At 73.0% G+C, this 11,370-nt stretch carries 9 protein-coding genes; 5 read left to right on the plus strand and 4 right to left on the minus strand.

Features of this window, described 5'->3' with window-relative positions:
• The first annotated feature begins 15 nt into the window (after window positions 1–15).
• The 4 genes from NHL53_RS02385 to ligA are packed head-to-tail and all read left to right on the plus strand — an operon-like array spanning window position 16 to window position 5,716.
• Window positions 16–945, plus strand: coding sequence for a tetratricopeptide repeat protein (locus tag NHL53_RS02385; protein ID WP_433774779.1), 930 nt, complete (start codon window positions 16–18; stop codon window positions 943–945).
• A gap of 17 nt (window positions 946–962) precedes the next feature.
• Window positions 963–2,123 carry a cysteine desulfurase family protein gene (locus NHL53_RS02390; protein ID WP_433774781.1) on the plus strand — a complete coding sequence of 387 codons (1,161 nt, stop codon included), beginning with the start codon at window positions 963–965 and terminating at the stop codon, window positions 2,121–2,123.
• Between the two features lie 49 nt (window positions 2,124–2,172).
• A complete protein-coding gene (mnmA, locus tag NHL53_RS02395) occupies window positions 2,173–3,276 on the plus strand; it encodes a tRNA 2-thiouridine(34) synthase MnmA (protein ID WP_433774783.1) in 1,104 nt (367 codons plus the stop codon).
• 40 nt (window positions 3,277–3,316) lie between these two features.
• Window positions 3,317–5,716 (plus strand): NAD-dependent DNA ligase LigA, encoded by a 2,400-nt coding sequence (ligA, locus tag NHL53_RS02400; protein ID WP_433774785.1) that lies wholly within the window; start codon window positions 3,317–3,319, stop codon window positions 5,714–5,716.
• Window positions 5,717–5,725: 9 nt separating this feature from the next.
• Here ligA and NHL53_RS02405 read toward each other — a convergent pair whose 3' ends face one another.
• Genes NHL53_RS02405 through NHL53_RS02420 form a run of 4 tightly spaced genes read right to left on the minus strand, consistent with a single transcriptional unit; the run spans window position 5,726 to window position 9,534 of the window.
• Window positions 5,726–7,486, minus strand: a complete 1,761-nt coding sequence (locus NHL53_RS02405) for a choice-of-anchor G family protein (RefSeq protein WP_433774787.1) — start codon at window positions 7,484–7,486, stop codon at window positions 5,726–5,728.
• Window positions 7,483–8,202: a hypothetical protein gene (locus NHL53_RS02410; RefSeq protein WP_433774789.1), complete on the minus strand. Its 720-nt coding sequence runs from the start codon at window positions 8,200–8,202 to the stop codon at window positions 7,483–7,485. The genes NHL53_RS02405 and NHL53_RS02410 overlap by 4 nt, the downstream gene beginning before the upstream one ends.
• Complete coding sequence (locus NHL53_RS02415) at window positions 8,199–8,819, minus strand: signal peptidase I (RefSeq protein WP_433774791.1); 621 nt, start codon at window positions 8,817–8,819, stop codon at window positions 8,199–8,201. Before NHL53_RS02415 ends, NHL53_RS02410 begins: the two co-directional genes overlap by 4 nt.
• Before the next feature lie 40 nt (window positions 8,820–8,859).
• A complete protein-coding gene (locus NHL53_RS02420) occupies window positions 8,860–9,534 on the minus strand; it encodes a SipW-dependent-type signal peptide-containing protein (RefSeq protein ID WP_433774792.1) in 675 nt (224 codons plus the stop codon).
• A 259-nt stretch (window positions 9,535–9,793) separates the two neighbouring features.
• On the opposite strand from NHL53_RS02420, the gene putP reads away from it, so the two are divergent.
• Window positions 9,794–11,311, plus strand: a complete 1,518-nt coding sequence (putP, locus tag NHL53_RS02425) for a sodium/proline symporter PutP (protein ID WP_433774794.1) — start codon at window positions 9,794–9,796, stop codon at window positions 11,309–11,311.
• The last annotated feature ends 59 nt before the right edge of the window (window positions 11,312–11,370 follow it).

An 11,370-nucleotide genomic window follows, 5' to 3' on the forward strand; every position in this document is an offset into this window, starting at 1 on the left:
ACGGAAAGGTGATCGATGTCTGACGCCTCCCTCGGAGCCGCGCTGCGCGGCGCCGTCGACCTGTCGTCCCTGCGCAACCGTCCGCAGGATCAGCCCCCGCAGGGCGGATCCGCGCCCGCGGGCGCGGGCGGCGTCGTGATCGACGTCACGGATCAGACCTTCGAGCAGCTGATGCAGCTGTCGACGCAGGTGCCGGTCGTCATCCACTTCCGCACCGACCGCAGCGCGGCGTGCGGCGAGCTCGATCCCGTGCTCGAGAAGGTCGTGCGCGAGCACGGCGGCCGTCTCGTGCTGGCGCGCGTCGACGTCGATCGCAACCCGCAGATCGTGCAGGCCTTCCAGGTGCCGCAGGCGCCCATGGTGGTCGCGCTCGTCGGGCAGCGGCCCGTGCCGATGATGAACAGCGCGGCGCCGGAGGAGCAGGTGCGGCAGGTGTTCGATCAGCTGCTGCAGCTCGCCCAGCAGGCGGGCGTGACGGGATCGGTCGACGTGTCGGAGGACGACGCGGCGCCCGAGCCCGAGGAGCAGCCCCTTCCGCCGCTGCACCAGGCGGCGTTCGACGCGATCGCCCGCGAGGACTACGACGCCGCGATCGCCGCCTACGAGAAGGCGCTCACGGAGAACCCCCGAGACGACGAGGCGCGAGCCGGCCTCGGACAGGTGCGCCTGCTGCGCCGCGTGCAGGGCGTCGACCTCGACGCCGTCCGCCGCGCGGCCGCGGAGTCGCCGGCGGACGTCGACGCGCAGCTCGCCGTCGCGGATGCCGACATGGCGGGCGGGCACGTCGACGACGCCTTCTCGCGGCTCCTCGACCTGTTCCAGACCTCCTCGCCCGACGACCGCCCCCGTGTGCAGGAGCGGCTCGTCGAGCTGTTCGGCGTGGTCGGCGCGGCGGACCCCCGGGTCGTGTCGGCGCGCGGACGCCTCGCGAGCCTGCTCTTCTGACCGGAGGCGCGCGAGGAGTGACGGTCTATCTCGACCACGCGGCCTCGACCCCTCTGCGCCCGGAGGCGCGCGAGGCGTGGCTGGAGGCCCAGGTCGCGGGGAATCCGTCGTCGGTGCATGCCGAGGGCCAGCGCGCGCGTCGCCTGCTCGAGGATGCGCGCGAGCGCCTCGCGCGGGTTCTGGGGTGCGAGCCGATCGAGGTGGTGCTCACCTCGGGCGGGACGGAGTCGGCGAACCTCGCCCTCACGGGCCTGTGGGGCGCGAGGCGCCAGGGGCGCGACGCGATCGTCCTGCCGGACGGCGAGCATCATGCCGTGATCGAGCCGGTCGATCACCTCGCCCGGGAGGAGAGCGCCGACGTGCGGGCGGTGGTGCTCGACGCGGAGGGGCGCATCCTCCCGGAGCGCCTGGCCGACGCGCTCGCCCCGGGCGACGCGGCGCTCGCGACGGCCCTCGTCGCGAACAACGAGGTCGGCACGCTGCAGGATGCGGACGCGCTCGCGCGGGTCGCCGCCGAGGCGCACACGCCGCTGCATCTCGATGCGGTGGCGGCCCTTGGCCACGCGCCGGTCGACTTCGCCCGCTGGCGGGGCGACGCGCCGGGCGGATCGGGGCTCGTGGCGATGAGCATCAGCGGGCACAAGATCGGCGCCCCGGCCGGCACGGGCGCCCTGGTCGTCTCCCGCACGGCGGCGCTCGCTCCGCTCCTGCGGGGCGGCGGACAGCAGCGAGCCCTGCGGGCGGGGACGCAGGACGTGGCGGGAGCGATGGCGCTCGCGACGGCCGCGGAGCTCGCTGAGGCGGAGCGGGAGGAGGCGGGCGTCCGCCATGCCGCGCTGCGGGAGCGGCTCCTCGCCCGTCTCGCGCGCCGCGCGCCGCGGATCCGCGCGCTCGGCGACCCCGTGCGGAGGGTGTCCGCCAACGTGCATCTCCTGCTTCCGGGCGCGGAGGGGGAGTCGGTGCTGTTCCTGCTCGACGTCGCCGGCGTGGCCGCGTCCACGGGATCCGCGTGCCAGGCCGGCGTCGCGCAGGCGTCGCACGTCGTCCGGGCGATGGGGTTCTCGGAGACCGAGGCGCGTCAGGTGCTGCGGATCACGATGGGACGCGACACGACCGAGGCCGACGTCGATCGCGCGGCCGACGCGATCGCCGACGCCTGCGCGCGTCTGACCGGGTGACGCCGATCCGCGGATCCCGCGGTCAGGCGCCGAACCTACAATCGGAGGTATGCGTGTTCTGGCGGCGATGAGCGGCGGGGTCGACTCCGCGGTCGCGGCCGCGCGGGCGCTGGAGGCCGGGCACGACGTCGTCGGCGTGCACCTCGCGCTCTCGCGAGCCGGAGGGACGCTGCGCACGGGCAGCCGCGGGTGCTGCACGATCGAGGACGCGATGGACGCCAGGCGCGTCGCCGACCGGCTGGGCATCCCGTTCTACGTGTGGGACTTCTCGGAGCGGTTCCGCGAGGACGTGATCGACGACTTCGTCGCCGAGTACCGCGCGGGTCGCACGCCCAACCCGTGCATGCGCTGCAACGAGCGCATCAAGTTCGCCGCGCTGCTCGAGCGCGCGCTCGAGCTCGGCTTCGACGCCGTCTGCACGGGCCACTACGCGACCCTCCGCGAGGGGCCGCGGGGTCTCGAGCTGCACCGGTCGAGCGAGGAAGCGAAGGACCAGTCGTACGTGCTGGGCGTGCTCACCGCCGAGCAGCTCGCGCACACGCTGTTCCCCCTCGGGGAGACGCCGTCGAAGGACATCGTGCGCGCGGAGGCGGAGCGCCGGGGCTTCTCCGTGGCGTCCAAGCCCGACAGCTACGACATCTGCTTCATCCCCGACGGCGACACGCGCGGCTACCTCGCGGAGAAGGTCGGCGCGGAGCCGGGCGAGATCGTCGACCGGTCGGGCGAGGTCGTCGGCTCCCACGAGGGCGCGCACGCCTTCACGGTGGGCCAGCGGCGCGGGCTGAAGATCGGCGTCCCCGCGCCCGACGGCAAGCCGCGCTTCGTGCTCGAGGTGCGCCCGGTCGACAACACGGTGGTCGTGGGTCCGAAGGAGGCCCTCGCGGTGTCGGAGATCGCGGGATCCCGCTGGACCTGGGCGGGAGCGGAGCCGGACGACCAGGCGACGCCGTTCGCGTGCGATGTCCAGATCCGCGCCCATGCGGATCCCGTCCCCGCGGTCGCTCGGATCGACGGCGGCGAGCTCGTGATCGTCCCCGACGAGCCCCTGACGGGCGTGGCGACGGGGCAGACGGCGGTCGTCTACATCGGCACGCGGGTCCTCGGGCAGTGCACGATCGACCGCACGGCGAGCGCCGCGCCGGTCGAAGCCTGATCGGAGCTTCTTCGTCGGAGGGGAAATCTAGACTCGCTGTGTGACCGATTCCGACAGCTCCCTCAGCCTCGCAGGCGCCCGCGCCGAGGTCGACGACCTCACGGCGCGCATCACGGACGCCAGAGACGCCTACTACGGCTCAGACACGTCGCCCGTCGACGACGGCACCTACGACCGATGGGTGCGGCGGCTGGAGCAGCTGGAGCAGCTCTTCCCCGTGCTCGCCAGCCAGGACTCGCCGACGCAGGTCGTCCCCGCCGCCGTCGGAACGGGCCTCGAGACGATCGCGCACGCCGAGCGCATGCTCAGCCTCGACAACGTGTTCTCCGTCGACGAGCTGAGGGAGTGGTGCGACAAGACCGAGCAGGCGGCCGGTCGGCGCGTGCGGTGGCTGACGGAGCTGAAGATCGACGGGCTCGCGATCGCGCTGCGCTACGAGGACGGCGTGCTCACCTCGGCGGCGACGCGCGGAGACGGCCGCGTGGGGGAGGTCGTGACCGAGAACGCCCTGCGCGTGGAGGGCATCCCCGAGCGCCTCGCCGGCGACGGGCATCCGCCTCTCGTCGAGGTGCGGGGCGAGGTGTTCATCCCGGTCGAGAGCTTCCACGAGCTCAACGCCCTCCAGGCGTCTCTCCGCGACCGCGCGGTTTTGGAGGCGAGGGAGAGGTGGGAGGCGATCCGCAGCGCCGCCCGCAAGCCGTTCGACGAGGAGAGGCAGCGGCAGGCGGCCGAGCGGCGCTTCCCGTCGTTCGCCAACCCCCGCAACGCGGCGAGCGGCGGCCTGCGCCAGCAGCTCGACAAGAAGCAGGGGCTGGAGCTCGAGGCCGGACGCGCGCGTCTCGGCGCTCTCCGGCTGTTCGTGCACGGCATCGGCGCGTGGCCCGATCCTCCTGTCCGGGCGCAGAGCGAGGTCTACGAGCTGCTCGCCTCGTGGGGGCTGCCGACGAGCCCCTACCTGCGCGTCTGCGACGAGGTCGACGAGGTCGCGGAGTTCGTGGCCCACTACGGCGAGAACCGCCACGCGGTCGCGCACGAGCTCGACGGCATCGTCGTCAAGGTCGACGAGCTCGCGCTGCACGACGAGCTCGGCGAGACGAGCCGCGCGCCGCGCTGGGCGATCGCCTACAAGTACCCGCCGGAGGAGGTGCAGACCCGGCTCCTCGACATCCGGGTGGGCGTCGGCCGCACGGGGCGGGCGACCCCGTACGCCGTCATGGAGCCGAAGCTCGTGGCGGGCAGCGTCGTCCGCCAGGCCACGCTCCACAACCGCGACGTGGTGCGGGAGAAGGGCGTGCTCATCGGCGACGTCGTCGTGCTGCGCAAGGCGGGCGACGTGATCCCGGAGGTCCTGGGACCGGTGGTCGATCGCAGAGACGGCTCGGAGCGCGCGTTCGTCATGCCCGAGGCGTGCCCCGAGTGCGGCACGCCGCTGCGGCCGATGAAGGAGGGCGACGTCGATCTGCGCTGCCCCAACGGCGAGGACTGCCCTGCCCAGGTGCGCGGGCGCGTCGAGCACATCGGATCGCGAGGCGCCCTCGACATCGAGGCGCTCGGCGAGGTGACGGCCGCGGCCCTCACGCAGCAGGGGTTCTCGACCGAGACAGGGGAGGCCTCCGCGCCGCCCCTGCGCACGGAGGCGGGCCTGTTCGACCTCTCCCTTCCGGAGATCGTCCCGATCGAGGTGGTCGTCCGCGACGCGGAGACGGGGGAGGAGCGCACCGACCCCGAGACGGGCGAGCCCGTGCGCCGCGCGCCGTTCCAGCGCATCGAGCTGACCTATCCTCCGGGCTGGGAGGACGCGACGCCGGCCGAGCGCCGCAAGGCGGGCATCCGCAAGGACCACCGCGTCGTCCATCCGTCGGCGCAGGCCGAGAAGCTGCTCAGTGAGCTCGAGACGGCTAAGACGAAGGACTTCTGGCGGCAGCTCGTCGCGCTCAACATCCGCCACGTCGGCCCCGTCGCCGCACGGGCGCTCGCCCAGCACTTCGGCTCGCTCGACGCGATCCGCGAGGCGAGCGCCGACGACCTCGCGGCCGTCGACGGCGTCGGCGAGACGATCGCCGCCGCGCTCGCGGCGTGGTTCGAGGTGCCGTGGCACCGGGAGATCGTCGAGCGCTGGACGGCGTCGGGCGTGTCGTTCCGCATCCCCGGCCATCCCGGGCCGGGGCGGCTCGACGATGGGGGAGGCGTGCTCGCCGGCCTCACGGTCGTGGCGACGGGAACGCTCGACGGGTTCACTCGCGACGGGGCGAAGGAGGCGATCATCGCCGCGGGCGGCAAGGCGGCGTCGAGCGTGTCGAAGAAGACCGACTTCGTCGCGGCGGGTCCGGGCGCCGGGTCGAAGCTCGCGAAGGCCGAGGATCTCGGCATCCGGGTGCTCGACGCGGAGCAGTTCCGGCTGCTCGTCACGGAGGGGCCGGACGCCCTGCCCGAGGCCTGACCTCGGCGATCAGTACCCGGGGCAGTCGGTCGCGGCCCGCGCGAGGGAGCAGAAGGGCCCGACCGACCCGCGCCCCAGATAGAGGCGCACGTTCGCGGCTCCCGCGGCGTCGAGCACCCCGACCCGCAGCCCGGCGACGTCGTACCTGCCGGGGTCGAGGCCCGCCCAGTCGGCGGGCTCGGGCGATCCCGTGAGCGGATCGCTCTGGGCGTTGACGGTGAGCGCGACGACGCCCGAGAGGAACAGACGGTCGTACACGCCGCTGACGGTGCCGAGGAGCGCGGAGACGGCGGTCGTGAGCCCCGACACGAGATCCCCGACCGCGGGGAGGAGACCCGTGACGAGGTTCGCGACGACGGGGCCGAGCCCGGAGACGAGCGCGCTGACGAGGCGGTTGAGGATCCCCGCGTCGATGATCCCCAGAATGCGCGCGGACGCGGTGACGCCCTGTCCCGCCGCGAGCGCGTCGAGCCCGACGCCGTCGATGGCGATGTCGATCTCCGCGACGGGGAGGATCCCGAGCGCGCGGATGGCCACCGTGGCGGTGAGATCCACCTCGATCGTGCGCAGCGCCTCGTCGAGCGCGTCGACGACGTCATCGAGCCAGGCGTCGAGCGCGTCGCCGAGCGCGTCGGTGAGGGCGCGGAGCACCTCCTCGCTGCCCAGGAGGTCGGTGTTGGGATCGAGCCCGTTGAGGGTCTCGCCCGATCCTCCGTAGGCGGCGCCGAGGAGCGCCGCGGTGCTCACGCGGATCGTCCCCGCCTCGAGGTCGATCGAGACGACGCCGCCGTCGTCGGAGATCTCCGTGGTGGCGAGCGTCAGGACGTCGCCGAGGGGGACGGAGAGGGCCAGGCTGTCGATGCTGATCGTCCCGAGCCGCAGGGTGCCCAGCAGGCCGCTCAGCAGGCCGGAGATGCCGCTCGTGAGGCCGTTCAGCAGCCCCTGATCGCCGGCGAGGCCGCTGACCAGCGTGTCGAGGCCGCCCGCGACCCCGATCAGGGTCGACGACAGGGTCTCCACCGCCGGAGACGAGAGCTCGAGGGCGACGTCGCTCGCGAGGTACTCGCGGGCGAGGCTGGCGGCGAGATCGCCGGTCCAGGCGCTCCGACAGCCGTCGAGCTCGGCACGGCCCGCGACGGCGCCGATGTCGAGCGACAGCCCGGTGATGCCATCGACGAGCTGCGCCGCATCGGCGTTGACGCTCGACAGCAGGGTGAACAGGTCGAGGCGTCCCAGCTCGGGATACGCGTTTCCGGGATCGAGGCGGATCGCGCCGCTGTCGCTGACGTATCCGGAAGCGCCCGCGGCCGTGCCGTCGTCGTCCGCGCGGCCGTACTGCGCGAGCACGCCCGTCTCGGTGTCCGTCGGCAGCGCCAGCAGGTCAGTGAGGGGCAGGTTCAGCGCGCTCAGCGCGGTCACGTCGAGGGGGTTCGCGTAGGCGTGGTCGCCCACGGGGCTCGCGGTGCCGGGAGTGACGCGCGAACGGCTCCCGTCGTTCGTGACCTCGACGCCCGAGGCCTCCGCGACGGCGTCGAGATCGATGCCGAGGAGGCCTCCGCTGAGGGCGTGTCCCTCGCCCCGGGTCGCGAACGCGCCGTCGGCGTCGGCGCAGTCGACGGCGGCGACGGGCGCGGAGTCCCACTCGTCGTCGCGCCAGCTCGCCTCGGTCGTGACGGCGGTCTGCGCGAGCAGGGAGGAGGCGACGACGACCGAGACGGCGGCGAGCGCGCCGCGCCGGACGGCGCGCAGGATCCCGGCGCGGCGCCTCATGCGCCAGCCTCCGTCCGCCGGGCGCTGCGTCGGAGGGCGAGGCAGATCCCGGCGCCGACGGCGCCGAGTGCGAGGAGGCCGAGCGCGATCGCGTCGGCGGCGAGGTCGCTTCCCGTGGGCGCGAGCGGATCGGGCGAGCGGGCGTCGTCTCCCGCGGCGTGGAGGCCCACGCCGATGCGGGCGCGGGCGTCGGCGATGCCGGCGGGATCCGCGTCGGGGGAGAGCGCGAGGGTGACGAGCAGGTGCCGAGGCGCGTCGCGGCGCAGGTCGGCGAGCGCGATCCGGTCGGCGTCGGCGGAGATCTCGGCGAGCGAGGTCGCGGGGAGCACGACGGCGCCCCCGGGCTCCGCGCAGCGCGGGACCGCGCCGTCCTGGAAGGGCGCGGGGCAGGAGGAGACGCTCGCGGTCATCCCTCCGCGGTCGACGAGCGCGCCGTCGGCGCGCAGCTCGAGGCTCAGCGAGCCGATGTCGGCGTCGGCGAGCGACGCCTCGATCAGCCAGTGCACGCGGTCGCCGGGGCGCAGGTGCGACCACGCGGGGGCGGCGGGATCGCTGCGCAGCGCCAGGAGCCCCGGCTGCCCCGTCTCCTCGACGCGCTCGAGCGCGGCGGCGGCCCGCTGGACCACGAGTGCGCCTCCCGCGAGCGCGACGAGCAGGAAGACGAGGGCGAGCGCGCCGGCGGCGCGGCGGCGGAGGGCGCGCTGCGCGGGGTTCATCGGCGGCTCCCCTCGAGGAGCGCGCGGTGCTCGCGGCGCGTGAGCGGGCCGGGAGACGCGGCCGCGGGAGCCGGATCCTGCGGCTCCTCGTCCTCGTCGTCGTCCTCGTCCGGTCTCCGCGGCCAGAACGCCCAGGCCGTGAGGGCGCCGGCCACGAGCGTCATGGCGCCCATCCCGAGGGGGGACTGCAGCACCATGAGAGCCGCGCCGACGTGCGGGACGGCGACCGCGACGCGGCGCGCCTCCGTCACCACGTAGGGGTGCAGATCGACCGCGTCGTTGTCGTCGCCGCGCATCACCAGCTCGCGGCCGCCCTCGGGGAGGGGATCCGCGCTCGTCGCCTCGGCGTCGTCGCGCACCTCGACGACGCGGTGCGTGACGGGGAGCGATCCCTCGCCCTGCGAGACGGTGACGACGTCTCCGACGCGGATGTCGGCGGCCGAGATCGGGAACGCGACCGCGACGGCGCCCTGCGGCATCGTCGGGGACATCGAGCCGGTGCGGAACGTGATGAGCGTCGCGCCGGTGAGGGCGGAGAACAGATACCAGAGCACGACGGAGGAGGCGGTGACGACGAGGATCGTCGTCACCGCCGTGCCCAGCGCGCGCCGCAGCATCCGGCTCACCCTCCCCGGGTGATCGCGTCAGGCGCCGCGATCAGGGAGCGACCGACTCGGACGCGAACTCCCACGCGGGCGAGATCTGCTGGCCCTGGAGCGCGTCGTCCGCGCCCTCCGGCAGCGTGATCGCGAAGCAGTAGTGCTGCGTCGACCCCGCGTCCGCGTCGAGGCTCTGCGGCCCGGACGACGTGGTTCCGAGGGGCTGGTCGGCGAGGATCTGGGTCCAGCCGGCCGGGTCGAAGGTCGCATCACAGGCGGGAGGAGCCGCCGCGTCGGTCGTGTAGACGGAGACCTGCACGGCCGCGGCGAGCGCCGCGTCGTGGGTCGGCGCGGGGGAGCCAGCGGCGGGCACGGCCCCCTGCAGCTCGACGCTCGCGGCCTCCGAGCCGGCGGTGGTGCGCAGCGCCACGGGGGCGTACACGGTGTCGCCGGGGGTGAGGGCGAGAGCACCCGGGGAGAACTGCAGCTCGCCTCCCGGGTTCTCCTCCTCGTCCGTCCAGCCCGCGGCGTCGTCGAAGGGCGCCGTGGTGTTCTGCTGCACTTCGAAGGTCGCCGTGCCGATGCCGGGGTCGCCGTCCGCGCCTCCCCAGACCCACTCCGAGTCGTTCCACGAGGCCAGCGTGTAGGCGGCCCCGAGGCCCACGACGAGCGCTCCGGCCGCGATCGCGGCGATCTTCCTGTTCCTGCGCGAACGCGCGATGTCTCCGGCCATGTGCCCGAGCCCTTCTCGATATGGGGGTGAGGGGAGGGATGGACGTCCTGCTCTTCCGCGTCGTTGCGGAATATCGGCTCCCAGGGCAACAGTAACCCGGGGAGGTCTTCCGGACAAGCTCGGGGATCTGCATGATGAGCGCAGGAGGGTCTACGCGTACGCGCGAGTACCAGGAGCGACGTGTCGGGTCCAGTTGGAGACGACCGCGATCCGGTCGTATGGTGGGGCGCTGCAATCACGGGTTCTGGAGGTTCCCTGAATGACTGACATCACGATCTACCTGATCGCGCTCGGCGTCTACTTCGCCGCCATGATCGCGATCGGCTTCTACGGCTACAGCCAGACGAAGAGCGGCGAGGACTATGTGCTCGGCGGGCGGAGCCTGCCGGCGCCGGTCGCGGCGCTCAGCGCCGGCGCGTCCGACATGTCCGGCTGGATGATGATGGGCCTTCCCGGCGCCATCTACCTCAGCGGGCTCATCGAGGCGTGGATGGCCATCGGCCTGACGCTCGGCGCCTACCTCAACTGGAAGCTCGTCGCCCCGCGTCTGCGCGCCTACACCGAGGTCGCGAAGAACGCGGTCACGGTGCCGACGTTCTTCGAGAACCGCACGCACGACAAGACGCACATCCTGCGCATCGTCGCGGGTCTCGTCATCCTCGTGTTCTTCACGCTGTACGTCTCGAGCGGCATGGTCGTCGGCGGCAAGTTCTTCGTGAGCTCCTTCGGCGGCGAGTACCTGGCCGGCATGCTGCTCATCGGCGGCATCACGATCCTCTACTCGCTCTTCGGCGGATTCCTGGGCGCGTCGTTCACCGACGTCGTGCAGGGGGTCATGATGATGCTCGCGCTCGTCGCCATCCCGATCATGGCGTTCATCGCCGTCGTCAACGCCGGCGAGGCGAGCGACATCGTGAACAACATCACCCCCGAGCAGGCGTCGTTCTTCGGCGGGGAGATCTCGGGGCCGACGATCCTCGCGATCGTCTCGGCGTTCGTCTGGGGCCTCGGCTACTTCGGTCAGCCCCACATCATCGTGCGCTTCATGGCTCTCCGCAGCGCTCACGAGGCGAAGGTCGCGCGCCGCATCGGCATCGGCTGGATGGCGCTGTCGCTGCTGGGTGCGGTGATCTCGGGCTTCATCGGCATCACCTACCTGCAGACGCAGGGCATCGTGCTCGACGACGTCTCCGCGGAGACGGTCGTGCTCGAGATGGCGAAGCTGCTCTTCCACCCGTTCATCGCGGGCCTCGTGCTCTCGGCCGTGGTCGCAGCGATCATGTCGACGATCTCGAGCCAGCTCATCGTGTCGTCCTCGGCGCTCGTCGACGACATCGCGAAGATCTTCTTCAAGAAGCAGCTCTCGGCCAAGGCGGGTCTGTGGCTCGGCCGCGCCGGCGTGCTCCTCGTCTCGGTCATCGCGGTGCTGCTCGCCCTCGACGACGAGAGCTCGATCCTCGGCCTCGTGAGCTTCGCCTGGGCCGGATTCGGCGCGGCGTTCGGCCCGATCGTGCTGCTGTCGCTGTTCTGGCGCAAGCTCACGAGCTGGGGCGCGATCGCGGCGATGGTCGTCGGCTCGGTCACGGTCTTCACCTGGCCGCTGCTCGAGACGGGGCTCTACGAGATCCTCCCCGGATTCGTGTTCGCCCTCGTCGTGGCGATCGTCGTGAGCCTCGCGACGTACAAGCCGGGCACGAAGGACGACGACGAGATCCAGAAGGAGTTCACCGACACGGGCGCGATCGCCATCCAGGGCGCGCCGTCGAAGGACGCCTGACCTCTCATCGCGACGAGGGCGCCTCCGCGGGATCCGTTCCCGCGGAGGCGCCCTCGTTC

This window comes from Microbacterium sp. gxy059 (genome assembly GCF_050958665.1).
In the GTDB taxonomy this organism is placed as follows: Bacteria; Actinomycetota; Actinomycetes; order Actinomycetales; family Microbacteriaceae; genus Microbacterium.